This is a genomic window from Methylobacterium sp. Leaf87 (assembly GCF_001422775.1).
GTDB lineage: Bacteria > Pseudomonadota > Alphaproteobacteria > Rhizobiales > Beijerinckiaceae > Methylobacterium.
On record NZ_LMMI01000059.1, the window covers coordinates 165,263 to 189,665 of the forward strand.

General features: G+C 66.4%; 26 protein-coding genes and 3 tRNA genes. 18 read left to right on the top strand and 11 right to left on the bottom strand.

Annotated features, from left to right (window positions below):
- Window positions 1-136 precede the first annotated feature (136 nt).
- The 3 genes from lon to ASF22_RS20670 all read left to right on the top strand — a co-directional run bounded on the left by lon (window position 137) and on the right by ASF22_RS20670 (window position 3,060).
- Window positions 137-2,563 (top strand): endopeptidase La, encoded by a 2,427-nt coding sequence (gene lon, locus ASF22_RS20660; protein ID WP_056267839.1) that lies wholly within the window; start codon window positions 137-139, stop codon window positions 2,561-2,563.
- Window positions 2,564-2,685: 122 nt separating this feature from the next.
- Window positions 2,686-2,761, top strand: a tRNA-Val gene (locus ASF22_RS20665).
- A 41-nt stretch (window positions 2,762-2,802) separates the two neighbouring features.
- Window positions 2,803-3,060 carry a hypothetical protein gene (locus tag ASF22_RS20670; RefSeq protein WP_056267841.1) on the top strand — a complete coding sequence of 86 codons (258 nt, stop codon included), beginning with the start codon at window positions 2,803-2,805 and terminating at the stop codon, window positions 3,058-3,060.
- Window positions 3,061-3,066: 6 nt separating this feature from the next.
- Here ASF22_RS20670 and ASF22_RS20675 read toward each other — a convergent pair whose 3' ends face one another.
- The 4 genes from ASF22_RS20675 to ASF22_RS20690 form a co-directional block, all read right to left on the bottom strand.
- Window positions 3,067-3,453 (bottom strand): CAP domain-containing protein, encoded by a 387-nt coding sequence (locus tag ASF22_RS20675; protein ID WP_244474365.1) that lies wholly within the window; start codon window positions 3,451-3,453, stop codon window positions 3,067-3,069.
- A 253-nt stretch (window positions 3,454-3,706) separates the two neighbouring features.
- Window positions 3,707-3,922, bottom strand: coding sequence for a hypothetical protein (locus ASF22_RS20680; RefSeq protein WP_056267845.1), 216 nt, complete (start codon window positions 3,920-3,922; stop codon window positions 3,707-3,709).
- A gap of 177 nt (window positions 3,923-4,099) precedes the next feature.
- A tRNA-Asp gene (locus ASF22_RS20685) sits at window positions 4,100-4,176 on the bottom strand.
- A 77-nt stretch (window positions 4,177-4,253) separates the two neighbouring features.
- Window positions 4,254-4,330 (bottom strand) — tRNA-Asp (locus ASF22_RS20690).
- Window positions 4,331-4,553: 223 nt separating this feature from the next.
- On the opposite strand from ASF22_RS20690, the gene ASF22_RS20695 reads away from it, so the two are divergent.
- A complete protein-coding gene (locus tag ASF22_RS20695; protein WP_056267952.1) occupies window positions 4,554-5,072 on the top strand; it encodes a DUF2937 family protein in 519 nt (172 codons plus the stop codon).
- Between the two features lie 125 nt (window positions 5,073-5,197).
- Window positions 5,198-6,427: a hypothetical protein gene (locus ASF22_RS20700; protein ID WP_056267849.1), complete on the top strand. Its 1,230-nt coding sequence runs from the start codon at window positions 5,198-5,200 to the stop codon at window positions 6,425-6,427.
- A 42-nt stretch (window positions 6,428-6,469) separates the two neighbouring features.
- Here ASF22_RS20700 and ASF22_RS20705 read toward each other — a convergent pair whose 3' ends face one another.
- The gene (locus ASF22_RS20705) at window positions 6,470-6,844 is read right to left on the bottom strand and encodes a metallopeptidase family protein (RefSeq protein ID WP_244474366.1); all 375 of its coding nucleotides are present in this window, start codon (window positions 6,842-6,844) and stop codon (window positions 6,470-6,472) included.
- 101 nt (window positions 6,845-6,945) lie between these two features.
- Entirely contained in the window at window positions 6,946-7,674 is a 729-nt protein-coding gene (locus tag ASF22_RS20710) for a pyrimidine 5'-nucleotidase (protein ID WP_056267852.1), read from the bottom strand.
- A gap of 408 nt (window positions 7,675-8,082) precedes the next feature.
- Between ASF22_RS20710 and ASF22_RS20715 the strand changes: the two genes are divergently transcribed.
- Genes ASF22_RS20715 through ASF22_RS20730 form a run of 4 tightly spaced genes read left to right on the top strand, consistent with a single transcriptional unit; the run spans window position 8,083 to window position 11,607 of the window.
- Complete coding sequence (locus tag ASF22_RS20715) at window positions 8,083-8,634, top strand: SiaB family protein kinase (RefSeq protein WP_056267854.1); 552 nt, start codon at window positions 8,083-8,085, stop codon at window positions 8,632-8,634.
- A 14-nt stretch (window positions 8,635-8,648) separates the two neighbouring features.
- Window positions 8,649-9,035: a DUF1987 domain-containing protein gene (locus ASF22_RS20720; protein ID WP_056267856.1), complete on the top strand. Its 387-nt coding sequence runs from the start codon at window positions 8,649-8,651 to the stop codon at window positions 9,033-9,035.
- Window positions 9,032-9,916, top strand: coding sequence for a diguanylate cyclase (locus tag ASF22_RS20725; protein WP_056267858.1), 885 nt, complete (start codon window positions 9,032-9,034; stop codon window positions 9,914-9,916). Before ASF22_RS20720 ends, ASF22_RS20725 begins: the two co-directional genes overlap by 4 nt.
- Window positions 9,917-9,927: 11 nt before the next feature.
- A complete protein-coding gene (locus ASF22_RS20730) occupies window positions 9,928-11,607 on the top strand; it encodes a SpoIIE family protein phosphatase (protein WP_082483896.1) in 1,680 nt (559 codons plus the stop codon).
- Between the two features lie 46 nt (window positions 11,608-11,653).
- On the opposite strand, the gene argB is transcribed toward ASF22_RS20730, so the two are convergent.
- Window positions 11,654-12,550 carry an acetylglutamate kinase gene (gene argB, locus ASF22_RS20735; protein ID WP_056176076.1) on the bottom strand — a complete coding sequence of 299 codons (897 nt, stop codon included), beginning with the start codon at window positions 12,548-12,550 and terminating at the stop codon, window positions 11,654-11,656.
- Between the two features lie 142 nt (window positions 12,551-12,692).
- Entirely contained in the window at window positions 12,693-13,262 is a 570-nt protein-coding gene (locus ASF22_RS20740; RefSeq protein ID WP_056267864.1) for a hypothetical protein, read from the bottom strand.
- A gap of 276 nt (window positions 13,263-13,538) precedes the next feature.
- Between ASF22_RS20740 and ASF22_RS20745 the strand changes: the two genes are divergently transcribed.
- Together ASF22_RS20745 and ASF22_RS20750 are read left to right on the top strand one after the other, a co-directional pair.
- Complete coding sequence (locus ASF22_RS20745) at window positions 13,539-13,748, top strand: hypothetical protein (protein ID WP_056176079.1); 210 nt, start codon at window positions 13,539-13,541, stop codon at window positions 13,746-13,748.
- A gap of 202 nt (window positions 13,749-13,950) precedes the next feature.
- Window positions 13,951-14,226, top strand: coding sequence for a hypothetical protein (locus tag ASF22_RS20750; protein WP_056176082.1), 276 nt, complete (start codon window positions 13,951-13,953; stop codon window positions 14,224-14,226).
- Window positions 14,227-14,336: 110 nt separating this feature from the next.
- On the opposite strand, the gene ASF22_RS20755 is transcribed toward ASF22_RS20750, so the two are convergent.
- A complete protein-coding gene (locus ASF22_RS20755; RefSeq protein WP_056267865.1) occupies window positions 14,337-15,119 on the bottom strand; it encodes an MOSC domain-containing protein in 783 nt (260 codons plus the stop codon).
- A gap of 239 nt (window positions 15,120-15,358) precedes the next feature.
- Here ASF22_RS20755 and clpB point away from each other — a divergent pair, with 239 nt between their 5' ends.
- Together clpB and ASF22_RS20765 are read left to right on the top strand one after the other, a co-directional pair.
- Window positions 15,359-17,986, top strand: coding sequence for an ATP-dependent chaperone ClpB (clpB, locus tag ASF22_RS20760; protein WP_056176087.1), 2,628 nt, complete (start codon window positions 15,359-15,361; stop codon window positions 17,984-17,986).
- 202 nt (window positions 17,987-18,188) lie between these two features.
- Window positions 18,189-18,566, top strand: a complete 378-nt coding sequence (locus tag ASF22_RS20765; protein ID WP_056176091.1) for a hypothetical protein — start codon at window positions 18,189-18,191, stop codon at window positions 18,564-18,566.
- 65 nt (window positions 18,567-18,631) lie between these two features.
- Here ASF22_RS20765 and ASF22_RS20770 read toward each other — a convergent pair whose 3' ends face one another.
- Window positions 18,632-19,366: a SprT family zinc-dependent metalloprotease gene (locus ASF22_RS20770; RefSeq protein WP_056176093.1), complete on the bottom strand. Its 735-nt coding sequence runs from the start codon at window positions 19,364-19,366 to the stop codon at window positions 18,632-18,634.
- 70 nt (window positions 19,367-19,436) lie between these two features.
- Window positions 19,437-20,705: a polyhydroxyalkanoate depolymerase gene (phaZ, locus tag ASF22_RS20775; protein WP_056267868.1), complete on the bottom strand. Its 1,269-nt coding sequence runs from the start codon at window positions 20,703-20,705 to the stop codon at window positions 19,437-19,439.
- 296 nt (window positions 20,706-21,001) lie between these two features.
- On the opposite strand from phaZ, the gene ASF22_RS20780 reads away from it, so the two are divergent.
- The 5 genes from ASF22_RS20780 (at window position 21,002) to purQ (ending at window position 24,382) form a co-directional block, all read left to right on the top strand.
- Window positions 21,002-22,396, top strand: coding sequence for an ActS/PrrB/RegB family redox-sensitive histidine kinase (locus tag ASF22_RS20780; RefSeq protein WP_056267958.1), 1,395 nt, complete (start codon window positions 21,002-21,004; stop codon window positions 22,394-22,396).
- A gap of 30 nt (window positions 22,397-22,426) precedes the next feature.
- Window positions 22,427-23,029, top strand: a complete 603-nt coding sequence (locus ASF22_RS20785) for an ActR/PrrA/RegA family redox response regulator transcription factor (protein ID WP_056176100.1) — start codon at window positions 22,427-22,429, stop codon at window positions 23,027-23,029.
- Between the two features lie 108 nt (window positions 23,030-23,137).
- Window positions 23,138-23,377 (top strand): hypothetical protein, encoded by a 240-nt coding sequence (locus ASF22_RS20790; RefSeq protein WP_056176103.1) that lies wholly within the window; start codon window positions 23,138-23,140, stop codon window positions 23,375-23,377.
- A gap of 85 nt (window positions 23,378-23,462) precedes the next feature.
- A complete protein-coding gene (purS, locus tag ASF22_RS20795; protein ID WP_056267870.1) occupies window positions 23,463-23,702 on the top strand; it encodes a phosphoribosylformylglycinamidine synthase subunit PurS in 240 nt (79 codons plus the stop codon).
- The gene (gene purQ, locus ASF22_RS20800) at window positions 23,702-24,382 is read left to right on the top strand and encodes a phosphoribosylformylglycinamidine synthase subunit PurQ (RefSeq protein ID WP_056176109.1); all 681 of its coding nucleotides are present in this window, start codon (window positions 23,702-23,704) and stop codon (window positions 24,380-24,382) included. The genes purS and purQ overlap by 1 nt, the downstream gene beginning before the upstream one ends.
- The last annotated feature ends 21 nt before the right edge of the window (window positions 24,383-24,403 follow it).

Consider the following 24,403-nt stretch of genomic DNA (forward strand, 5'->3'; position numbering starts at 1 on the left):
TTTCGAGGTGCGGTGTCCCGCCGCCAGCCGCTTCTCCGATAACACTTCCGACCCCTTCGCGGCCCGGTCGGCCCCTGGCAGGTTGCTTGCTCCCCGGAGGAGCGACTGCCCGGCGTCCCTCATGAGGAAGTCCGACATGACTCAACCGAAATCGCGCCAGCCTGTGGTCCCGGGCTCGACGGGCTCTTATGCCGTCCTGCCGCTTCGCGACATCGTCGTGTTTCCGCATATGATCGTCCCGCTCTTCGTCGGTCGCGAGAAGTCGATCCGCGCCCTTGAGGAAGCCGTGCGGACGGATCGCCACATTCTTCTCGCGACCCAGATCAACGCCAGCGACGACGATCCGGCGACCGACGCGATCTACAAGATCGGAACGCTCGCCAGCGTGCTCCAACTCTTGAAGCTGCCTGATGGTACCGTGAAGGTGCTGGTCGAGGGGGCTGGTCGCGCCAAGATCACCCATTTCAATAAGTCGGACTCTTATTATGAGGCCGAGGCCGAGACTCTCACCGATGAGCTCGGTGACAGTGTCGAGGCGGAGGCGCTCGCCCGCTCGGTCATCGCCGAGTTCGAGAACTACGTGAAGCTCAACAAGAAGATCTCGCCCGAGGTCGTCTCCGCCGTCACACAGATCGACGAGCCCTCGAAGCTCGCCGACACAGTCGGCTCCCACCTGGCGGTGAAGATTGCCGACAAGCAGGCGATCCTGGAGATTCCCACGGTCGCGCAGCGCCTGGAGCGGGTGCTGTCGCTGATGGAGAGCGAGATCTCCGTGTTGCAGGTGGAGAAGCGCATCCGGACCCGCGTGAAGCGGCAGATGGAGAAGACTCAGCGCGAGTACTACCTGAACGAGCAGATGAAGGCGATCCAGAAGGAGTTGGGCGATTCCGAGGACGGCAAGGACGAACTCGCCGAACTCGAAGACAAGATCGAGAAGACCAAATTCACCAAGGAGGCCCGCGACAAGGCGGTGGCGGAGCTGAAGAAGCTGCGTCAGATGTCGCCCATGTCGGCGGAAGCCACCGTCGTGCGCAACTACCTCGACTGGATGCTCGGCATCCCGTGGGGCAAGCGCTCGAAGATGAAGAAGGATCTGCTCGGCGCGCAGGTGATGCTCGACGAGGATCATTTTGGCCTCGACAAGGTCAAGGAGCGCATCGTCGAGTATCTGGCCGTGCAGCAGCGGGCCAACAAGCTCACCGGACCGATCCTGTGCCTCGTCGGTCCCCCCGGCGTCGGCAAGACTTCGCTCGGCAAGTCCATCGCCAAGGCGACGGGCCGTGAGTTCGTTCGTATGTCGCTCGGCGGCGTGCGCGACGAGGCCGAGATCCGCGGTCACCGCCGGACCTATATCGGTTCGATGCCCGGCAAGATCGTGCAGTCCATGCGCAAGGCCAAGACCTCGAACCCGCTCATCCTCCTCGATGAGATCGACAAGATGGGCATGGATTTCCGGGGCGATCCCTCGGCCGCCCTGCTCGAGGTCCTCGACCCCGAACAGAACTCGACCTTCAACGACCACTACCTCGAGGTCGATTACGACCTGTCGAACGTGATGTTCGTCACAACCGCCAACACGCTGAACATCCCCGCGCCCCTCATGGACCGCATGGAGGTGATCCGCATCGCCGGCTATACCGAGGAAGAAAAGCTCGAGATCGCGCGGAAGCACCTGATCCCGGGCGCGGTCAAGAAGCACGGCCTCGACGCAAAGGAATGGCAGATCGACGACGCCGCGCTGCTGATGCTCATCCGCCGCTACACGCGGGAAGCGGGCGTCCGTAACCTGGAGCGCGAGATCTCCAACCTCATCCGCAAGGCGGTGAAGGAGATTCTCATCACGAAGGTGAAGGCGGTTGCCGTTACCGAGGAGAACCTGCCGGTGTTCCTCGGTGCTCCGAAGTTCCGCTACGGCGAGATCGATGAGGAGGATCAGGTTGGTGTGGTCACGGGCCTCGCGTGGACCGAGGTCGGTGGTGAGTTGCTGACCATCGAAGGCGTCATGATGCCCGGCAAGGGCAAGATGACCGTGACGGGCAACCTGCGCGACGTGATGAAGGAGTCGATTTCCGCTGCGGCGAGTTACGTCCGCTCGCGGGCCGTCGATTTCGGCATCGAGCCGCCGCTGTTCGAGCGTCGGGACATCCACGTCCACGTTCCCGAGGGAGCGACCCCGAAGGATGGCCCGTCCGCCGGCATCGGCATGGCCACCGCCATCATCTCCACCCTCACGGGCATCCCCGTGAAGAAGGATGTGGCGATGACCGGAGAAGTGACACTCCGTGGCCGGGTGTTGCCCATCGGCGGTCTGAAAGAGAAGCTGCTCGCGGCTCTTCGTGGAGGCATCAAGACGGTGCTGATCCCCGAGGAGAACGCCAAGGACATCGCCGAGGTGCCCGATAGCGTTAAGAACGGGATGGAGATCATCCCGGTCTCGCGGATGGATCAGGTTCTCAAGCATGCCCTGGTGCGGGTACCCGAACCCATCGAGTGGGAGGAGCCGGCCCCGCCGGTCCGCCCGGTGATCGGTGAGGACGAGACCGCCACGGTCATCGCGCACTGAACCGCTGACAGGCGAAGAGGCCCCGGAGGAAACTCTGGGGCCTCTTTCTTCGTGCGGCTTCCCATCCTCGTGAGGCTACGGGTTGCGTGCCGACGGCCGCTTCGGTACGACACGGCGCGCCTGGGCGGTTAGCTCAGTTGGTAGAGCGTCTCCTTTACACGGAGAGGGTCGGCGGTTCGAGCCCGTCACCGCCCACCAGGCCCTGTCCCGTCTCGCGGGACGACATCGGATCGCCTGACATGACCGAGCCACGCGGATTTCCCACCCCTTGGCTCGTCGTCGAGAAAGCGGAAAGCTTCTGCGTCGAGGATGCCGCCGGCGTGGCCGTCGCGTGGACCTATTGCTCGGACGATGAGGCTTCGCGCACGGCAACCGGCGCGATGACCCGTGACGAGGCGCAACGGATCGCGAAGGCGATCGCGATGATCCCCGAGATGCGAACCATCATTCGAACCCTGCAGGACGGCCTGGCCGAGGCCGACACCGGCGAGAGCTGACGGCACTCAGCCGCCGGCGAGGACCAGGGCCCAGAAGCGCTTGTAGCGAGTGCCCGGCGCATCGACGCGGGCGATGCCGACGCGCTTCAGTTGCGGCATCAGCATGTTCTTGTTGTGCTCCGGCGAAGACTTCCAGCGCGCCAGCACCTCGTCGAAGGTGTTCGAGCCTGCACTGAGATTCTCCGCCGCGTAGGCGCGGCCGAAGCCCGCCTCCGCCATGCGTGCATCGAAGGTGCCGCCGATCTCGTGGCTGAGACGGCCGGCCTTCGCATTGGAAGCCGCCTGATACGACGCGGCCCGGATCAGGCTGGTGTCGATCACCACCGGCCCGAGACCGTGCTGTGCCCGGTAGCGTGAGATGGCAGCGGCCGCTGCCTGCTCATCGAGGATCATGACGCTGGTCGGCGTATCGGGACCGAGGAAGGTGGGTGCGCTGCAACCGGCCAAAGTCACCGCGACGGATGCGGCCACGACGTAAGCGAAGGCGCGTGAGGATAACTTGGGCATCGGCTCATGGGCTCGGGCGGGATCGGCTCCATGCTTTTCCCGGTTCCATGCCCCTTGCGGCCCCATGCGGCGAAAACGCGGCAACGGTCCCACGCCGATCCGTTCGCTCGTCACCGTGGCATGCTGGGCACGCCCCGGCTCAGATCCGCGTACCCGGATCGCGTAACGGCGCACCGCAGCGCCATCCGGTGATGCGATAGTCCGGATGCGTCCCGACCCAGCGCGCCAGCTGCGGCTGTGCCACGTGGTGGCAGGCACGCGCGTCGGCGACGTCGAGGGCGAGCCGCCGCGCTTCGCAGGTGTCCGGCGCGTTGGTCATGCAGGCTGTGAAGTAGAGGAAGAAAAACCCCGGCATCGTTCACCCTCCGCAAGCCTTGACCGACGACACGAGCATCTTCCGGCCGGTTGCGTTCGATGAGCTTAGGATTCCCACAAGCGAAAGCGAGCCGGCGCAACGTCGCCGCCGCGGGCAGGCGGGACCTTGGGGACGCGAAGTCCTTGCAACACAATGCAGATTGTCGGGGAATAAAAATGGCGCGGGCGACGGGACTCGAACCCGCGACCTCCGGCGTGACAGGCCGGCACTCTAACCAACTGAGCTACGCCCGCGTGGCGTGGAAAGCGATCCGCACAAGACACGTTTCGCGTCACGCGAGATCGGACTTTCGGAATGGTAGGCTTGTAAATGGCGCGGGCGACGGGACTCGAACCCGCGACCTCCGGCGTGACAGGCCGGCACTCTAACCAACTGAGCTACGCCCGCGTGGCGTCCCGCCTCGTCTCCGCTGCGGTGTCGGGGGTTTATGTTCGGCCGCCCGGGCTGTCAAGCAGCCTGCGGCGGCATCCCGCAAGATCGTTCGAGCGTACACGTGACCGCTTCTGTGGCCCCCTCCGGACGAAGCCGACGTCGCGCCTCGATCGAGGGCGGGGAACACCGGGGCCGCCCCGCGGCTTGTCCGAGCGTCGAACCCGTGTGGGAGGTGCCCGTGTTTCGTGTCCTCCGCACCTTGGGCCTCGCAATGGGCGTGCTTGCGGGCATCGTTGGGGCGCAGGGACCTGAGTTCGCTCAGCAGTATGGCCAGCGGTTGGCTGGGACCGTCGAGGAGTTGGGCCGCGTGGTCGCCGGGTTCGAAGCCGATGCACAGGCGACGGGACATACCCGTGACAGTGCCATTGCGCGGCTGCGCGGCGATTCCGATGCTCTTGTTTCTCGACGTGGGGCAGCCGCGCGAGCGGATCTCGACCGGCTCGCCACCCTAACGGCACGCCGCGCCGCCCTCGACACCGCCGGTGGTCCTCTCGGCCGACTTGCGGCCCTGATCCGCGACCCCGACCTCCATCTCGCGCGGGCGACCTACGAGGACTATCGCCCCGCGATCCCGACGACCGCCGATGGCTTGGTGGCCGGGCTCCTCGGGTTCCTCGCCGCGTGGGCGGGATGGCGGGTTCTGTGCGACTTCGGGCGGCGTCTGATCCATCGACCGTCCGTCTCGGTCACCGCCTGAACCGTGTCCGCCAGGGCACAGGTGTTGCACGGCATCTACAGCCCGACCAGGACGAGTGCACTACGACTGACGCCGTAGCGCGCGGGTCAACTCGTGGCGCCGGTTCACGGTCGACAGTCGCAATCATGGCGCGTGCGTCCCACCCTTCTGTCGATCCGGCCCTCGATGCCGCCGCGCTCCTGCGGCGCATCGGGTTCTTCGGCCTGTTCGTCCTCGTGCCGGTGACGACGCAGATGGGTCGCCGCGCGGCCGTCATTCTGGCGCCCATCGCCGTGGTGCTGCTTGTGCTGGCCAGCGCCATCGACGGCAAATCCGGGCCCTGGAGGCCAGCCGCTGGGCGCCTGCTGCGGATGCCGGCCTTCCTCGCCGGGCTCCTCGTCATCCTGTGGGCGGCTCTGTCCCTTGTGTGGACGCCGTTCCTCGATCTTGCCGCCGAGCGGTTGCTCAACCTGATCGCGACGATCCTTCTGACCTTCGCGGGCTATCTCGCCCTGCCGGAGCGGATGCGTTCGGCTAACCTCTACCTCCTGCCCGTGGGCACCGCGGCCGCCGCCCTCGTGGCGATTCTGCTCGGCCTGTTCGGGCATCGTCTCCCCGGAACGCCAACGGAGATCGATGGAACTCTGGACCGTGGATTGACGCTTCTCGCGCTCCTGGTCTGGCCGGCCGTGGCGTGGCTGCGCTCGCGCGGGCGCGACCTCGAATCCCTAGGCCTCGCGCTCCTCGTGGCCGTGGCCCTGGTGGTTTCGCCGAACGCGCTTCAACTCGCAGCCTTGGCGGTGGGCGCCGCCACCTTCGCCCTCACCAGTCTCCGGCCGTTCCTCGGCGTACGCGTCGCAAGCCTCGGTGCGGCAGCCCTCTTGGTGGGGGCGCCCCTGCTGCCGTTCCTCGCTCGACCCGTCGCCTCTACCCTGCTCGGCCCGGCTTCGCCCGGCGCCCTGTCGCTCAAGACCTGGCAGAAGATCGTCACCACGGAGCCGTTGCGCCTCGTCACGGGGCACGGTTTCGAGACGGCGCTGCGGGGCAGGATCGTCAATCTCCTCCCGGCCAATGCGCCCACCACGCTGCTGTTCGAGTTGTGGTACGAACTGGGCGTCGTCGGCGCAGTCGCCGCGGCGTTCGCGCTTCAGGCCGCGATCCGCCGCAGCGGACGGGGGACGCCCGTCCTCGTCCCCGGCGCCATGGCGGCCTTCGCCGCCGCATTCACCATCACCTGTATCGGTGTCGGCCTGACGGTGATGTGGTGGCTCACCACCCTGACGGTCGTGATCCTGGCCTTCGTCGCCGTGGCACGCGGCCAGTTCCGCACCCGCCGCCCGAAGGCGAGCCAGATCGGTCACCCGGAGACACTCTGAGCCTCCGGCGCGGCGCCTGTTTCGTAGGCCACCGCTCCAGGCTCAACCGTCGGAACGTGCCTCGATGCCGGTCATGTCGTCGTCCGACAGGCCGAAATGGTGCCCGATCTCGTGGACGAGGACATGGGTGACGAGGTGCCCGAGGGTTTCCTCGTGCTCGGCCCAATAATCGAGCAAGGGCCGGCGGTAGAGCCAGATCTGGTTTGGCATCTGGCCGGTCGTGAACTCGCCCGATTGCGCCAGTCCGATGCCCCGGAACAGGCCCAGCAGATCGAATTCGCTGGCGCAGTCCATCTCGATCAGAGTGTCGTCGTCGGGAAAGTCGTCGACATGGATGACGATCCCCGGGCAAAGGGCACGAAACGCAGCCGGGAGATCTACGAACGCCGCATGAGCGAGCGCTTCGATGTCGTCCAGGGACGGAGCATGACGTTCGGCCCAAGGCTCTTGCCGTGTGTCCTCTTGCCGTGTGTCCCCCTGCTGCGTGTCCTCCAGACTATGGTCGTCCTGCAGGCCGCTCACCGGATCACCGGTAGGACGCGGTGCGTGAGGAAGCCCGCGAGATCGCTCGTGATGTGGTCGATATGCGCTTCCTGCACCGCTTCCTGCTCGAACGCCTCCCGGAACGGATCGAGGGTTCGGGGCACGACCAACACCGTCGCCATGCCGATCTCATGCGGCACTACGAGATTGCGGGCGATGTCCTCGAACAGAACCGAACGGCGCGGATCGACCCCGTGGCGGAGGAGAAAACGCTCATAGGTCGAGCGTTCGGGTTTGGGCACGAAATCCGCGTCGGCGATATCGAACACGTCTTCGAAATGGTCGAGGATTCCGAGTTTTCGCGCCACGCTCTCGGCGTGCCGACGCGATCCATTGGTGAGGATGAGCTTGCGGCCGGGCAACTCGGCGATGGCGGTCCCCAGGGCCGGGTGGAGGCTGATGCTCGAATGGTCGATGTCGTGAGCGAAATCGAGAAAATCGTGCGGATCGATGGCCGCCTCGATCATCAGCGCTTTCAGGGTGGTGCCATAGCGATGGTAGAAATACTTCTGCAGGGCACGCGCCGAGAGCCCATCGAGACCGTAGAGGCGCATCACGTAGAGGGTGATCCGCTCGTCCACCTGTGGCCAAACCCGTGCGTCGCTCGGGTAGAGCGTGTTGTCGAGATCGAACACCCAGGTGTCGACATGATCGAACCCACGGGATCGGACGGAGGTGAAATGGTTTTCGCCGGGAAGGAACAAGGCGCTTCGACTTAAGGGTTGGGCCGGATGATCCGGCCGGGACGGCTAAGATGGGGCATGGCGCCGAAATTGGAAGCGCCAAGGTTCGCCAATGGCCCGAATGGTGCATCACGGTCTGATATGGGACAGGGCCATCGTTCACCCTGGAATCTATCGAAGCCTCGTACGTCGAGTTTGTCTTCGACTTGCGCATTCGCGCGCCAAGGATGCTGTTTATTTCGTCACCACCTTCCTGTATTCGCTCATGGACACGAAGACCAAACCCCTGTCTAGCGTTTGTCGATCCGGCGCAAATGGGTAGGCTTGGCGCTGTTTTTAAACATTCATATACGACCCCAGTCTTAGGTTGGGTTCAGCCCGTCTCACGACGATCCCAATCGACACGTCGAACCCTTTGGGAGGGATGCATTGCTCGCCCGAGATTTTCGGAGCTTCTTCAACGCGTCGCGACGTGAGGGCGTGATCCTGTCGTTCGGCGGTGATCTCTCGGAGAACGTTCTTTTTTCCCTCGGGGAAGTGCTGAAATTGCGCATGGGCCAAGATGCGACGCATTCGAGTGTCACGAAGCGCGTCTTCGGTATCTTCGTCGAGCAGGCGCAGAACATCATCCGCTACTCGGCCGACAAGGTCGCCGAGCCAACGGGTTCCCGCGGTCTGATCAGCGCCGGCATGATCGTCGTCGGGGTCGCTGGCGAGCGGTTCTACGTGGTGTGCGGCAACGAGGTCCCGGACAGCGATGTACCGACCCTGCGCGCGCGCCTCGATCACTTGACCACGATGACAGGTGACGAGTTGAAGGCGTTCTACCGTGAGAAACTCCGTCAGCCGCCCGACGAGGGAAGCCTCGGCGGTAGTATCGGCCTCATCGAGATCGCCCGCCGGTCGAGCGCGCCCGTCGAGTACGATTTCCAGGAACTCGGCGATGGGCGGAGCTTCTTCTGCCTCAAAGCCTACATCTGAACGGCGCCGGACCGATGGATACCATCAGCCTTCCCGCGACCGAGCGGTCGCCGCGCATCGATTTCGATTTCGGGCGCGGCCACCTCGCCTTGCGCGGCGAATCCTATCCCGAGGACGCCGCGGCGTTCTACGGACCGCTTCTTCAGGCCCTCCGGGGATATCTCGCCGAGGCCGCCACCGATCCCATCGTGTTCGAAGTCGGGCTCGCCTACTTCAATTCCTCGAGTGCCAAGGCGCTCATGAATCTGTTCATGCCCCTGGAGGATGCCGCCGCCGAGGGTCGGCCGGTGACGATCCGCTGGTTCTACGCCGATGGCGACGAGACAATCGCGGAAGCCGGTGAGGATTTCGCCGCCGATTTCTCCCATGCCCGCTTCGAGATGGTCGAGGAGCTCGCATGACGTCGGTGCCCAAGGCCGCGCCCCGTGCCGCCACGGCCCGCCCCGCGAGCGACGCCTTCAGCCTCTACGATGCCGAGGAAGCCGTGATCCGGCAAGCTGAGACGATGCTGGCTGGGCTTTCCGATGCCGCCGCCGGCGTCAACGCCTTGGCGGAAGCGTACCGCCGCGGCTACCGCGAGCAGCAACGCCTCGTCCGCATGAGCGACCGGATGCAACTCGATTTGCAGAAGGCCAATCACTGCCTCGCCGAGCAGCGTCGCGATCTCCAGGCGCTCAACGAAGCGCTCTCCAGGGAGATCGAACACCGCTCGCGCCTCGAAGCCGAACTACGCCGCCTCGCCGACACCGACGACCTGACGGGTGCCCTGGCCCGGCGGCGCTTCATGGAGATGAGCGTCCGCGCGTGGCAGCGCCATGCGACCGACGGCACGCCGATCACCGTCATGATGCTCGATCTCGACCGCTTCAAGCTCGTGAACGACAGCTTTGGGCACGCCGCCGGTGATGCGGCTCTCGTCGCTTGTGTGGCGGCCTGCCTGGCGAACCTGCGTCCACACGATATCATCGGCCGCACCGGCGGCGAGGAGTTCGCCGTTCTGCTTCCGAACACCGCCCTCGACGCGGCCCTGGCGATCGCCGAACGTCTGCGGGTCGCGGTCGCATCGGCCGCGATCGAGACGCCGGGCGGGACCGTCATCCTGTCCGTCAGCATCGGCGTCGCCGAGGCCCGACCCGGTGAATCCCTCGAAGCCGCCATGCAGCGCGCGGACGCCGCCCTCTATACGGCCAAGGACAGCGGACGCGATCGTGTGCGCAGTGCCCCCGATGCATTGGGCTCCGCCCCCGGTCGACCGATCCGCATGACCCCCGAGGGCCCATGATTCCCGAGGGCATGCCGAGCGCCGAAGCTGCGCCGGTTCGGCGCGGCGGTTCCCTGAGGGGTGCCGGCCCACGCCGTAGCAGCGACTTCCTCGAAGCCGCCGGGTTCACCGATATGCCGCTGGCCGAAAGCGCCGCCGGCCCGACCATGAGGCCCGGATCCCTGCGCGGGTCTGCCCGAGGGCGCGACCTCGATAGTCTCGCCCATACCCTGTTCCTGCGGATCTACCCGGTCATCGCCGTCGTCGTCCTGGTGACGCAGATCGGCATCGCCTGGGTGAACTACAGCGACCAGATCCGGCTCTACACCGAGCGGGCAAAGCTGCTCGCCGCCCTGACCGCAAGTGCCGTCGCTCGGCCAGATTGGAGTACCCGGCCCGAGATCTACCGGCATCAGGTCCAGGCCCTCACCCTGGATCCGGCGTTCCGGGCGGTGGTTCTGCGCAATGCAGCGGGGGCCGTGGTCATGTCGCTGGGTGACATGCCGCGTGGTCGGTCCTGGGACATGGTCGTCGCGCAGGCTGATCTCTCCCTCCCATCCGAGCCCAAACCCGTTGGACACCTCACCCTGGCCATCTCGGCCGAGGCGTTGCGCGGCAACGCCGAAAAGCAGGCGATTCTGGCCCTCGTGACCAGTCTCATCCTGATGCTCGCCTTCGTGTTGACCCTCCACGCCAATGTACGGGCGCACGTTCTGGCACCCCTCAAGCGCCTGCTCCTCGCCATGCGCGAGGTCGAGCACAAGAACTGGGTCACCGTCGAATCCGGTGCCCGTTTCAGGGCCAGCAACGAAATCGACGTGATCTCTCAGGCGTTCAACCGCATGGTCGAGGGTCTGCGAACGGGCGACGAAGCGAAGCGGCTGCTACAGGAACTCGAGACGGCGCATGCCAAGCTCGCCGAGGCCAACGGCCTCGTCATGGAGAGTATCGGCTACGCACGACGCATCCAGAGTTCGGTTTTGCCCGACCGCGCGGCGCTCGTGAGCACCGGCCTCGAGGTCGGGGTCCTGTGGGAGCCGCTTCACGTCGTCGGCGGCGACTACTTTTGGCTCGAGAACATCGACGGGCTCGGCATCATCGTGGTGGCGGATTGTACCGGTCACGGCGTCCCGGGGGCCTTCCTCACCCTCATCGTCGCCACGGCCCTCGACCGCATCCTGCACGAGCGGCGCCTGCGCGACCCCGTCGAGGTGCTGCGTGCCCTCGACTCCATGGTCCGGGTGCAATTGCGCCAGGACGGTCGGGGCGCGGTTTCCGATGACGGCCTCGATTGCGGGATTTGCATCTGGGATCGGCAAACCGCGACCCTGCGCTTCGCCGGGGCCGGCCTCTCCCTCACGAGTGTCACGGATGGGACCGTCACGCGCATCCGTGGCGCGAAGAACGGCCTCGGCTATCCTCGGCGGGCAGGGGAAATCTTTGCGGTGGACGAGATCGTCGTCCCGACCTCGGTGGAGACGACGTTCTACCTCATGACCGACGGGATCACCGACCAGATGGGCGGAGAGAGGCGTCGACTGCTCGGTCATCGCGGTGTCGCCGACATCCTCATGGCGCGATCGCATGACGGCCTCGGCGATCAGGTTGCGGCCCTGCAGCAGGCCCTTGCCGATTACCGTGGCAGCGAAGCGCGCCGGGACGACATGACTCTGGTGGCGTTTCGACCGATCCCGCAATCGCTGTCCGCGTGACTGCCCTCGTCTCGGTTCGCCCTGCCGGGCGAACCGGGTCACGGTGTCAGCTCCGGCGGATCAGGGTCCCGGCACCGTAATCGGTGAACAGTTCCAAGAGCACGGCGTGGCTGACCTTGCCATCGAGGATGACGACCGCCTCGACGCCCTGCTCCAGGGCGTAGATACAGGTCTCGACCTTCGGGATCATGCCGCCTGTGATGGTGCCGTCGGCGATGAGCCGGCGGCAATCCTCCAGAGTGAGTTCGGGGATCAGCTTCTTGTCCTTGTCGAGGACGCCCGGTACGTCGGTGAGCAGCAGCAGGCGCTTGGCCCGCAGCGCCCCCGCGATGGCGCCCGCGAAGGTGTCGGCGTTGACGTTGTAGGTCTGTCCGTCGGCGCCGAAGGCCACAGGAGCGAGGACCGGGATGAGTTCGGCCTTGAGCACCGCATCGAGGACGCCGCGCTCGACGTGATCCGGTTCGCCGACGAGGCCGAGATCGACCTCTTGCTCGGTCTGGCTCTCGGGATCGATGATGGTGCGTGTGGCCTTCTTGGCCCGCACCATATTGCCGTCCTTGCCGCACAGGCCGATGGCCCGTCCGCCCTCGGCCGAGATCCAGCCGACGATCTGTTTGTTGATGGAGCCGGCCAGGACCATCTCGACCACCTCGACGGTGGCTTCGTCGGTGACCCGCAAGCCGCCCTTGAACTCCGACTCGATGCCGAGCCGCCCGAGCATCCGGCCTATCTGCGGGCCGCCGCCGTGGACCACGATGGGCTTGAGGCCGGACTGCTCCAAGAGCACGATGTCCTCGGCGAAATCCTCCGCCGCGGCACGGTCGCCCATGGCGTGGCCGCCATACTTGATGACCACGATCTCCTGGTCGTAGCGCTGCATATGCGGCAGGGCCTGAACCAGGACTTCGGCACGCACGTGCACGTTCGGCAACGGGTCTTTCATCGTGGGGCTCGTTCCTCGATGCGTGCCGGGCGGTCGTGCACGGCGCCGGGCTTCTACCGCAGGCATGTGACCCTGCGAAGCAGGCAGCGGGCAATTTTTGCGCCCAGCCACGCGGCAGCGGGCGCAACCGCCGGTCTGTCCGTCAGATGACGGCCTCGATCAGGCCGAGGCCGCGGGCCTCTTCGGCCTCGATGTACCAGTTCGAGGGGGCGCGGGTCAGCACTTCGTCGAGGCTCACCGTCGATCCCGCGACGAGGTTGGCGAACCCTTCGTTCTGAATCTCGATGGAGCATTCGAGTTCGTGCAGGGCCGCCGTCACCGTGGCGATGCAGGTGGTGAGCGGACCGTCGATGTGCAGCTTCTTCGAGATCTTGCGCTCGTGGATCATCAGGCGGGTGCCGCGCGTCAGGTAGCGGTTGGAGCGGGCGAAGAAGCTCATGAAGGTGGTGCCGGCCGAGTAGATCGCTGCTTTTCCGAGAAAGACGATCCGCCGGTGCGGATCGACCTCGCTGGCGAAGCGGATGTCCTCGCCCATCATCCGAGCCACTTCCGGATCACCGCCAAGGGTCGAGAGTTCGACCACGACGAAATCCTGATCCGACGCCGCATCGAACTGCTGGCGGAAATCCTTGTACATCGACTGGTCCACGGGACCGGAGAGCAGGATGGCGGGAGCCTTGAAGGCCGGGGCGGGAAGCGGCGTCGTGTCCATGGTGTCCTTCGGGGGAAACGTCATCGGCCGCGTCCGGGAAGGCGTCGCGGGACCGGCTTGTGAGACGCTCACCGTCCCCCTGGAGTTCCGCGCTCCGATGCGACGACGGGCCGATCTTCATCTGCGGGTGCGACCGCATGCCGAAACACAATCCATCGGACACTCCCGGAAGCGTGATGATTGGAGGGAACTGATTTCCGCTGGAGGCACCGGGCCTTTAACGTCCGCTTAACTTTGAATCGTGATCCTGGGTCCCGTCGATCAGGGACTAAGCCGTTGTCCAACTCCGATTCTTTCACCCCCCGCCAGACCCTGACGAATCCGGGCCTGCTTGCCAGCGCGCTGCACCGGATCGGCACCGAGGCCGCCTCGACGGCCGAGGTCTGGCGCCGTCTCACCGAGCATTACATCGTCGATCTCGACGCCGTGGCGGCGCTGCTGCCGCGCGCCGAGCCCGAGCCTCTCTGGCTTCAGGGCCGGGACTGAGGGTGGCCCAAGCGTCACACACGGGCGCGATGCGTCTCGAGAATCCGCCCCTGGCATACGGTGTGCGTGGGGAGGATGAACACCAAGACCAATAACCCGAAACCAGATCTTCGAGGAACGCCCCAGACAACAATCACGCGGCCGCTCGAACGCCAGAGCCACTCCGCGGACCTTCTTCGCCATCTCGAACAAGAGGTCCGTCATGTCCGAATTGCTGTCCGTCGCCCTCGTCTGCATGCAAACCATGCTGGTTCAGAACTGCTCCCGCCAAACTGCCCTCGACGTGATCATCGCGCCCGCGAGAACACCGATGGAATGCCTGATCCACGGACAGGCCATGGCGGCGTCGGCCGGGTTGCCCGGAGGCGACGATCGCTACCTCAAGATCACCTGCGAGCGCCGCCACGCCGATCTGCGCCATCTGAGGCGCGCCGGCTACGCGGCAGCCGTTGTCCTGGTCCCCCGCGACGCCATCTAACGCCGAAGGGGCCGATCGCGAACCCGGTCGATCCCCACTTCGTCGCATCACTCGCAGCACGGCTGCTCCGTCGACGCACGGTTTCGGCTGGCGTCGGACGGTCGGCCTACTCAGACGTTCGCCGGCTCGAGCGTGAGGCGATCGCCGGTCCGCAAGGTGCCGCCGGCCACCACCTCTGCGTAGACTCCGCAATCCGTGTGGCCAAGGTGCTGCGACAGGGCGCGGGGGATCGTGAGGTCGCGAATGCCCGTGACCGGATCGACGTTGGTCGCCGCGCAACGCTCCGTGCGTTTGAGAACGCGCAGCGCGACCCCGCCGTGCGTGACGAGCGTGCGCCCGACGAGGTCGAGTTCGGCCCAAGGCGCCAGACCCGAGACGTGGAGATTCGCTCGGAACCGCAGGGGATCGACGGCAGCACCCGTCAGGGTCTCGACCGCCGCGACGCTGGCGAGATTGAGGAGCGAAACGAAGCCACGAGGCGAATCGGTGAAGCGGAAGCCGTCGGGCGCGCCCAGCACCTTGGGCGGGCCGCGTAGGGCGTCGGGCAGGTACCCGGCCAGGAAGCTTTCGATGGCGCCGCGTCCTTCCGCCGTGCCGAGATCACCCTGCGCCGCGACGCCGCCATCACCGTGGATCGTCAGGACGTTCGTATGCCCCTCGTAGCGTGCGTCGAGGCGGGCCAGGGCTTCGTGGCGCATGAGCATCAGGAATTTGATCTTGGGCTGATGCACGGGTGCCGCCGGATCGAAGCCGGACGGGCCGTTCTCGACGGCGAACAAGCGATCGCCGGGAAAGTAGTCGCCCGCCTCCAGATCGACGCTGTCGAGCCGTTCGGGCGAGAGGCCCTTCACGGGGTAGCGATGGAGAGCGTCGAGGTGCAGTTCGTTCGTCATCGGAAGAGCATGGACCGGTGACGAAGCCGCTTGCAAGGGTCCGGAAGATCCCGCCCCCACTTCGATCCGGACCCCCTTGTGGTGCGTATTTACAACACCACATCCGTGTCACCGGCGGCTGGATGGCGCCGGGGTTCTCGCAGTGAAGGTATGGGACCGGAGCCGGGGAACGACGTCTCGGAACGGCCGCGCCGCCTCATGCGGGCGGGACCGGACCGACACGGGGAGGTGGAAAGAGCATGAATTTCGAGATCTACACCGAACGCGCCCGCGGCTTCGTCCAGTCGGCGCAGACCCTGGCCATGCGCGAGGGTCATCCGCAATTGCAGCCGGGTCACCTCCTGAAGGTGCTTCTCGACGACCCCGAGGGCCTGTGTGCCGGCCTCATCGACCGTGCGGGCGGGCAGTCCCGCGTCGCCCTCGCGCAGGTCGAGACATGGCTCGCTAGGCAGCCCAAGGTGTCCGGCAATTCGTCCCAGCCCCAGGCGACGCGCGAACTCGTGCGCCTGTTCGACACCGCCGAGAAGGCGGCCGAGAAGGCCGGCGATTCCTACGTCACCGTGGAGCGCCTGCTCCTGGCGCTCGCCGTCGAGAAGGACACCGAGTCCGGCAAGGCTCTCGCCGCCGCGGGCGTGACGCCGGCGTCGCTGAATGGGGCCATCAACGCCCTGCGCAAGGGCCGCACTGCCGACAACGCCACGGCGGAGAACGCTTACGACGCCCTGAAGAAATACGCCCGCGACCTCACGGAAGCCGCCCGCGAAGGCAAGCTCGATCCGGTGATCGGCCGTGACGAGGAGATCCGGCGTACGATCCAGGTCCTGTCCCGGCGCACTAAGAACAATCCCGTGCTCATCGGCGAGCCCGGCGTCGGCAAGACCGCCATCGTCGAGGGGCTCGCCCTACGCATCGTCGACGGCGACGTGCCCGAGAGCTTGAAGGACAAGAGCCTGCTCGCCCTCGACATGGGCTCGCTGATCGCGGGCGCCAAATACCGCGGCGAGTTCGAAGAGCGCCTGAAGGGCGTGCTGTCCGAGGTGACGGCGGCCGAAGGCGGCATCATTCTGTTCATCGACGAAATGCACACCCTCGTGGGCGCCGGAAAGGCCGACGGGGCGATGGATGCCTCGAACCTCCTGAAGCCCGCCCTGGCACGGGGCGAACTGCACTGCGTCGGCGCAACAACCCTCGACGAGTACCGCAAGCACGTCGAGAAGGACGCCGCCCTGGCGCGGCGCTTCCAGCCCGTCTTCGTGTCCGAGCCCACCGTGGAGGATACGGTCTCGATCCTGCGCGGCATCAAGGAGAAGTACGAGCAGCACCACGGCGTGCGTATCCAGGATGCGGCGTTGGTCGCGGCCGCCACCCTGTCGAACCGCTACATCACCGACCGTTTCCTTCCCGATAAGGCCATCGACCTCATGGACGAGGCGGGCTCGCGCCTGCGCATGCAGGTCGATTCGAAGCCCGAGGAACTCGACAATATCGACCGCGAGATCGTGCGCCGGAAGATCGAGGGCGAGGCCCTGAAGAAGGAGACCGACACCGCCTCCCGCGACCGCCTCGTGCGGCTGGAAAAGGAGTTGGCCGATCTTGAGGAGCAATCCTCGGCCATCACCTCGCGCTGGAAGGCGGAGAAGGACAAGCTCGGGGCAGCGGCCGACTTGAAGAAGAAGCTCGACGAGGCCCGCACGGAACTCGCCAACGCCCAGCGCCAGGGTCAATACCAGCGCGCCGGCGAACTCGCCTACGGCGTGGTGCCGGGCCTGGAGAAGCAGCTCGCCGAGATCGAGGCGGCGGCCGAGTCTGCGGTCAGCCGCGACGGCATGGTCGAAGAGGCGGTGACCCCTGCCCACATCGCCGGGGTTGTCTCGCGCTGGACCGGCGTGCCCGTGGACAAGATGCTGGAGGGCGAGCGCGACAAGCTGCTCGCCATGGAATCGGCTTTGGCGAAGCGCGTCGTCGGCCAGCGCGAGGCGGTGGAGGCGGTCGCGACCGCCGTGCGCCGGGCCCGGGCCGGCCTGCAGGACCCCAACCGGCCCATCGGTTCGTTCATGTTCCTCGGGCCCACGGGCGTCGGCAAGACCGAGCTGACGAAGGCGCTCGCCGGGTTCCTATTCGACGACGACACGGCGCTCGTACGGATCGACATGTCGGAATACATGGAGAAGCACGCCGTTGCCCGCCTCATCGGTGCGCCTCCGGGCTACGTTGGCTACGAGGAGGGAGGGTCCCTCACGGAGGCCGTACGACGCCGGCCGTATCAGGTCGTGTTGTTCGACGAGGTCGAGAAGGCGCATCCGGACGTGTTCAACGTCCTCCTGCAGGTGCTCGACGATGGGCGCCTGACGGACGGGCAGGGGCGCACGGTGGACTTCCGCAACACCCTCCTCATCATGACCTCGAACCTTGGCTCCGAGTACCTCGTCAACCAGTCCGAGGGCGATGATACCGATGCCGTGCGCGACGAGGTGATGGGTGTGGTGCGCCATCACTTCCGGCCGGAATTCCTGAACCGGATCGACGAGATCATCCTGTTCCACCGCCTCAAGCGGTCGGAGATGGGCGCCATCGTCGACATCCAGCTCGGGCGTCTCCAGAAGCTTCTGGACGAGCGCAAGATCACCATCGACGTCGAGCCCGATGCCCGCGACTGGCTCGCGGACAAGGGGTACGATCCGGCCTACGGGGCGCGTCCGCTGAAGCGGGTGATCCAGAAGGCGGTGCAGGACCGCCTCGCCGAGCAGCTCCTGTCCGGATCGATCCACGACGGCGAATCGGTGCCGGTGCGGCTCGGGCCCCTCGGGTTGACCGTGGGCGATACCCTCGCGGCCGAGACGCGCCCGCAGAACCGCCTGCTGAACTGACACGGATGTGACCGGACCGTCGCTCGCGAGCGGCGGTCCGATGCGATCCATCGACTGCATACCGCGTTGATCCGCATGGTTAGCGAATTCTTAACGGGTTTGGCCGAAGGCTTGTCCCGGAATCGATGTTCCCGCAGTGGACTATCGCTAGGGGCAGCCAGGCCTTAATCCTGACGGCTACGCTTCAACACGGACGAACGCCATGCGATTCTGCGCCCTTCCCGCACTGATGCTCCTCGCCGGGATGGCGCAGGTGGAGGCCGGGTCGCTTCCGGTCGACGAGACCACCTATGTCGAGAACTCCCTGAACCGCGACGGCCGTCTCGTCGTCGAGCATCGACCCATCGCCCGGACGCCGGGTGGGCGTCAGTCCGGCTCGTCCGCCGAACTCGCCGGCTTCTGCCACGAGGGTGGCATCATCCGCCGCCGGGACGAGTTCGGCCAACCCGTGATTCTGCGTCAGCGCGAAGTCTGCGACAGCGTCGCGCCGCGCACCCTCGCGCCGGGTCAGGTCGATGCCCGTCCGACTTGGCCCGAGGAGCCCGGTTCGCGCCGCCGCGTTCTGCGGGTGAAGGGCTGACGAAAAGGGTCCTGCCTCTCCGTCGTCTCGTGCCGAAGCTGGGTGAGCGTTCGGGAAGTACGTCCTCAGCCGTAACGATGCAGGCTCGATCCATTGCGCTTGAGCCAGCGTTCCGCCTCCTCGACATGCGGGCAGATGGCGCCGACGAGACTCCAGAACCGGGCCGAGTGATTCATCTCCTTCAGGTGCGCCATCTCGTGGGCGACGAGGTAGTCGAGCACCAGCGGCGGGGCCAGGATCAGCCGCCACGAAAAATTAAGGGCACCCTGGGCCGTGCATGAACCCCAGCGGCTGCGGGTGTCGCGTACGGTGATGCGCGTCGGCGCTTGTCCGATGGCTCCCCCATAGCTCTTCACGGCCGCGGTCAGATCCCGGCGCGCTTCCCGTTCGAGGAAATCGCCGATGCGCCGGGCGATGTGCGGTGCCTCGCAGGCAACGGAGATCACGGGATCGTCCGCCGTCGCCTCGACCCGTGTCAGGCCGCCCGTCGACGACCGGTGAACGATGCGATGGGGGATGCCGCGCAGGGGAAGCACCGCGCCATCCACGAAGGCGATTCGCTCCGGCAGCTTGGCCAGCCGCAGGGCGATCCAGCCGCTATGGCTGATCGCGAATTTCTGCGCCACCGCCAGCGAGGTCCGCGCCGGTAGGGTCATCACCACCTCACCGGTGGCGCTCGACACGCGCAGCGTCAAGCGACGCGCCGTCGGTCGACGCCGCAGGGCGATGCGGAAGGTCTCACCCTCGTGGGCGATATCGAGATGGTCCGGGTCCGGCCCGCGCAGCAGCGCCAATCGCATGCGGGCAGCTTAGCGGTGCCGCCGCCGCGCCGCCATCGTCGGGAAGGCGAATTGCTGGGGGCAGGTCGCCTCAGTCCGCCGGTTCCTGGGCGATGGCGGGGCGGGCCTGCATCGCGCGGATGAATTCGGCGATGCGCGGCGCGATCACGGTGCGATAACGGGAGCCGTTGAACACCCCATAATGCCCGACGCCCTTCTGCAGGTGATAGGCTTTTCGTTCGGGCGGCAGGTTCGGCGTGAGATCGAGGGCCGCCTGCGTCTGCCCGACCCCCGAGATGTCGTCGTTCTCGCCCTCGATGGCGAGGATCGCGCAGGTGCGGATCGCCCCGAGGTCGACGCGCGTGCCCGCGTGCATCATCGTGCCCTTCGGCAGGGCGTGATCGACGAAAACGGTCTTGATCGTCTGCAGGTAGAAGTCCGCCGTCAGGTCCATCACCGCGAGGTACTCGTCGTAGAAGTCGCGGTGCTTCTCGGCCGAATCGCCGTCGCCGGTGACGAGGTGGTCGAACATCTCCGCGTGGGCGTCGACGTGACGATCGAGGTTCATCGACATGAAACCGGACAGCTGGAAGAAGCCCGGATAGACGCTGCGCCACGCCCCCGGATACCCAGCCGGCACGGTCGTGATGCAGTTGCACTCGAACCACTTCGTGCCGCGCTCCTGGGCGAGGCAGTTCACGGCGGTGGGCGAACGCCGCGTGTCGATGGGGCCGCCCATGAGGGTCATGGAAGTCGGCACGGTGGCGTGCCCGCGCGCCTCCATCACCGCGATGGCGGCCAGCACCGGCACCGCCGGCTGGCACACGGCCATGACGTGGAGGTCGGGCCCGAGCATGGTGAACAGGGCGATGAGGTAGTCGATGTAGGTGTCGAGGTCGAAGCGCCCGGCGCTCAGCGGCACCATGCGAGCATCGGCCCAATCGGTGATGAAGACCTGATGGTCCGGCAGCATCGCCTCCACGGTGCCGCGCAGGAGAGTGGCGTAATGCCCGGACATCGGCGCCACGATGAGGAGCTTCGGCTGTGGCTGGCTCGGACCGCGAACAAAACCACGGTCGAAGGTGATGGCCCGGCAGAACGGCCGCTCCCACACCACGCGTTCGCTCACCGGCACGCTGTGGCCCTCGATCCAGGTGCCGGTGAATCCGAAGCCCGGTTTGGCGTAGCGACGCGTCATCCGCTCGAACATCTCGCAGGCCGCCGCGACGCTGCGGGCATAGGGGCCGTACGACAGCGGATTGGCTGGGTTCTGAAGGCTGTGCTTGACCATGTCGGCGGCAACCCGCGCCGGCGTCGTCATGATCCGGGCGGTCTCATACCAGTAGTAGGACAGGTTCACGATGGCCTCCCCCTGTTCCGGAACGCAGCGCCTGCCTGATGCATGAAGAATGGCGCATGGTTCGTGCCGCGCCATTCAGCCCGGGCTTGTCTCCGACTTAGGGCGCAACCTGCGGCGACAAGTCCCGTGCGTGACGTTCCGGCCGCTTTGCCGCCTCCGACGCGGGAGAGCGAAGTCCTGTCACGGATCGGCGTGGCGATGCGAACGAAAGCGTCCGCTTCGAACCAGGCGCGGAAGACTTGATTGCCCACGATGGGATGGACGTTGGATCACGCGGCCCTATCGTTCTGATGGACATGATGGACATGAGCACCACCGGCTTCGTGCGCGACGCCCGGCACCTCCGGCTCGATACCTTCGTCCGCCTGCGCTGGCTCGCGATCACCGGCCAGAGCGCGGCCGTGGTCGGCGCCCAGTTCGGCCTTGGGCTGCCACTGCCGTTCGGCTGGTGCTTCCTCGTCATCGCTGCCTCGTCGTGGCTGAATCTCGCCCTGCGTATCCGGTTTCCCGCGAGTTACCGCCTCAGCGACGATTCGGCTGCACTGTTGCTGGCGTTCGACATCATCCAGCTCGCGGCCCTGCTGTTCCTAACGGGTGGCCTGCAGAACCCGTTTTCGCTCCTGTTCCTCGCCCCTGTGCTGATCTCGGCCACAGCCCTGCCGCCCGAGCGGACCCTGGCCCTTGGGCTCCTCGCCATCGGCCTCGCGACCCTGCTGGCCCTCATCCACCGGCCGCTGCCGTGGTTCGCCGATGGCCGCCTCGAACTGCCGTTCCTCTACATTTCCGGGGTATGGACCGCGATTCTCCTCGGTACGGCCTTCACCGGTGTCTACGCCTGGAAGGTCTCCGAGGAGACCCGGCTCCTGGCCCAGGCGCTTGCCGCCACCGAGCTCGTGCTCGCCCGCGAGCAGCACCTTTCGCAGCTCGATGGTCTGGCGGCGGCGGCGGCGCACGAGCTCGGCACACCGCTCGGCACCATCATGGTGGTGACGAAGGAGCTGAGCCGTCAGCTCGCTCCGACGGCGTCGCCAGGCGTACGTGAGGATCTCGCGCTCCTTCGCGATCAGGTCGACCGCTGCCGCAGCATTCTGTCGAAGCTCACATCACTCGATGGGGATGGGGGGGGCTTCCTCCAGACCGTGAGCCTGAGCCACCTCGTCGAGGAATTGGTGGCGCCCCAACGCGCTATGGGCATCATCCTCGACGTCACCAGCAGGGGGGAGGGGCAGGAGCCCTCGACCCGGCGCAACCCCGGCGTCCTGTTCGGGCTCGCGAACATCGTCGACAATGCCGTGGATTTCGCCAAGACCCGCGTCATCATCGAGGCGCGCTGGACTTATGAGCAGGTCTGGCTCGAGATGCGCGACGACGGTCCCGGCTTCTCCGGCGAGGTGCTGCTTCGCGCCGGCGAGCCCTACGTGACCACTCGGGGCAACGACCGGGCGAAATCCGGCGCGACCACGGGCGCAGGCCTGGGACTGGGTTTGTTCATCGCCAAAACCCTCATCGAGCGCTCAGGTGCGCAACTCACCTTGTCGAACGCGCCCGATCCCACTGCGACGGGCGCCGTCGTGCGCGTGTCCTGGGCGCGGCACGTGTTCGAGCGCGGCATCGCGGTTGCGCGTCATGCACAGAATGGAGAGCTGGCAACCCCTGATCAGGACCGTTCCGGCGCCTATATAAATTCCTGAAGACTTACAGGAACGCAGGAGACGCGTCGAATGCAGACGCAGACCGGTACAACGGCGCCTGGCGCCGATATCATGCAACTTGGCGATAACGATCCGCTGGCCGCTTTCACCGATCGTAGCCTGCTAATCGTCGATGACGACAAACCGTTCTCGACCCGCCTCGCCCGCGCCATGGAGATGCGCGGCTACGAGGTCCACGTCGCCGAGAGCGTGGCCGAGGGGGTCTCGATGGTGGATGCGCGGGCGCCGGCCTTCGCGGTCATCGACATGCGTCTCGGCGATGGGAACGGCCTCGACGTCATCGCCCGTCTCAAGGAGCGTCGCCCGGAGGCCCGCGGCGTGATTCTTACGGGCTACGGCAACATCGCCACGGCGGTCACGGCGGTGAAGCTCGGCGCGTTCGACTATCTCGCCAAGCCCGCGGATGCCGACGAGATCCACGGCACCCTCATGGCACAGCCGGGCGAGCGCGCCGATCCGCCGGAGAACCCGATGTCGGCCGACCGGGTGCGCTGGGAGCACATCCAGCGGGTCTACGAGCTGTGCAGCCGCAACGTCTCGGAAACGGCGCGTCGCCTCAACATGCATCGCCGCACCCTGCAGCGCATCCTGGCCAAACGCGCGCCGCGCTGACGACGGGAAGGGGCGAAGTTGCGTGGTCCGACCAGATCGCGCTACTTCCCTCGACCCCCGCGCAACGGGATCGCGCGGTCACGGAACGACAATCGGGATGCCACGCCAGTGAACACGCGCAACCTCATCACGATCGTCAGCATGATGGTGCTGGTGGGCACGGAAGTCTTCGCCGTCGCCATTGCGGCCGGCTGGGCGCTGGCGGGCATCTTCGAACTCGGCGACACCGTCGGCCACGTGCTGATGGCCGTCTTCAGCCTCTTCGCCGCTTGGGTGATGTTGCAGCTCTGGCGTCGGGCCATCAGCATCGAACCCCTGCGCGCCGCCCCCGCCGTACAGCGCCGCTAGACGAGCAGGGTCCCTCCGCGTTGCCAGGGCGGCGTTTCCCGATTATCGCGGGGACGCCCCGCCACGCGCAGCCGAGTTCGACCCCATGAAAGCACGCATCACCGTCACCCTGAAGACCGGCGTGCTCGATCCGCAGGGCAAGGCGATCGAGGCGGCGCTGACGTCGTTCGGCCTGTCCGGCGTCGACGGTGTGCGCCAGGGCAAGGTCTTCGACGTCGAACTCGCGGGCGGTGACCGCGCCGCAGCCGAGGCCACCCTCAAGGCCGCCTGCGAGAAGCTCCTGGCCAACACCGTGGTCGAGAACTACGCGATCGAGATCGCCTGATGCGCGCCGCCGTCATCGTCTTTCCGGGCTCCAACCGTGACGCGGATGTCGCCCGTGCCCTGACTCAGGCCGGGGCCGAAGTGGTCAAGGTCTGGCATGCCGACACCGAACTGCCGGCGGGCACTGACCTCGCCGTCCTGCCGGGCGGCTTTTCCTACGGCGACTACCTGCGCTGCGGCGCCATCGCGGGCCGCGCGGCGGCCATGGATGCCGTGCGCGCGCACGCGGCGCGCGGCGGCTTGGTGCTGGGCATTTGCAACGGCTTCCAGATTCTGTGCGAGTCGGGTCTGCTGCCCGGCGTCCTCATGCGCAACGTCGACCGGCGCTTCATCTGCCACCGGCAGCTCCTGCGCGTCGAGCGCGCCGATACCCGCTTCACCACGGCCTACACCAAAGATCAGGTCATCGACGTGTGCGTGGCGCACGGCGAGGGCAACTACTTCGCGGATCCCGACACCATCGTGCGCCTCGAAGGCGATGGCCGCGTGGCGTTCCGCTACTGCGACGCGTCGGGCGCGCTGACGGTGGATGCCAATCGCAACGGCTCGCTTAATTCCATCGCGGGCATTTATTCCGAGAAGCTCAACGTACTCGGGCTGATGCCGCACCCGGAGAACTTCGTCGAAGATCTCGTCGGCGGCACGGACGGGCGCGGCCTGTTCGCGAGCTTGGCTGCATAGGGCCTTCGACCCTCCCTCTGT

What these genes read in the sequence shown, in the direction of transcription:
- ASF22_RS20720 (WP_056267856.1), top strand. Translation starts at nt 8,649, where the DNA reads ATGGATACCATCAGCCTTCCCGCGACCGAGCGGTCGCCGCGCATCGAT.
- ASF22_RS20680 (WP_056267845.1), bottom strand. Translation starts at nt 3,922, where the DNA reads ATGCCGGGGTTTTTCTTCCTCTACTTCACAGCCTGCATGACCAACGCG.
- clpB (WP_056176087.1), top strand. Translation starts at nt 15,359, where the DNA reads ATGAATTTCGAGATCTACACCGAACGCGCCCGCGGCTTCGTCCAGTCG.
- lon (WP_056267839.1), top strand. Translation starts at nt 137, where the DNA reads ATGACTCAACCGAAATCGCGCCAGCCTGTGGTCCCGGGCTCGACGGGC.
- purQ (WP_056176109.1), top strand. Translation starts at nt 23,702, where the DNA reads ATGCGCGCCGCCGTCATCGTCTTTCCGGGCTCCAACCGTGACGCGGAT.
- ASF22_RS20780 (WP_056267958.1), top strand. Translation starts at nt 21,002, where the DNA reads ATGATGGACATGAGCACCACCGGCTTCGTGCGCGACGCCCGGCACCTC.
- ASF22_RS20725 (WP_056267858.1), top strand. Translation starts at nt 9,032, where the DNA reads ATGACGTCGGTGCCCAAGGCCGCGCCCCGTGCCGCCACGGCCCGCCCC.
- ASF22_RS20755 (WP_056267865.1), bottom strand. Translation starts at nt 15,119, where the DNA reads ATGACGAACGAACTGCACCTCGACGCTCTCCATCGCTACCCCGTGAAG.
- ASF22_RS20700 (WP_056267849.1), top strand. Translation starts at nt 5,198, where the DNA reads ATGGCGCGTGCGTCCCACCCTTCTGTCGATCCGGCCCTCGATGCCGCC.
- ASF22_RS20740 (WP_056267864.1), bottom strand. Translation starts at nt 13,262, where the DNA reads ATGGACACGACGCCGCTTCCCGCCCCGGCCTTCAAGGCTCCCGCCATC.
- purS (WP_056267870.1), top strand. Translation starts at nt 23,463, where the DNA reads ATGAAAGCACGCATCACCGTCACCCTGAAGACCGGCGTGCTCGATCCG.
- ASF22_RS20670 (WP_056267841.1), top strand. Translation starts at nt 2,803, where the DNA reads ATGACCGAGCCACGCGGATTTCCCACCCCTTGGCTCGTCGTCGAGAAA.
- ASF22_RS20770 (WP_056176093.1), bottom strand. Translation starts at nt 19,366, where the DNA reads ATGCGATTGGCGCTGCTGCGCGGGCCGGACCCGGACCATCTCGATATC.
- ASF22_RS20785 (WP_056176100.1), top strand. Translation starts at nt 22,427, where the DNA reads ATGCAGACGCAGACCGGTACAACGGCGCCTGGCGCCGATATCATGCAA.
- argB (WP_056176076.1), bottom strand. Translation starts at nt 12,550, where the DNA reads ATGAAAGACCCGTTGCCGAACGTGCACGTGCGTGCCGAAGTCCTGGTT.
- ASF22_RS20675 (WP_244474365.1), bottom strand. Translation starts at nt 3,453, where the DNA reads ATGATCCTCGATGAGCAGGCAGCGGCCGCTGCCATCTCACGCTACCGG.
- ASF22_RS20730 (WP_082483896.1), top strand. Translation starts at nt 9,928, where the DNA reads ATGCCGAGCGCCGAAGCTGCGCCGGTTCGGCGCGGCGGTTCCCTGAGG.
- ASF22_RS20750 (WP_056176082.1), top strand. Translation starts at nt 13,951, where the DNA reads ATGTCCGAATTGCTGTCCGTCGCCCTCGTCTGCATGCAAACCATGCTG.
- ASF22_RS20765 (WP_056176091.1), top strand. Translation starts at nt 18,189, where the DNA reads ATGCGATTCTGCGCCCTTCCCGCACTGATGCTCCTCGCCGGGATGGCG.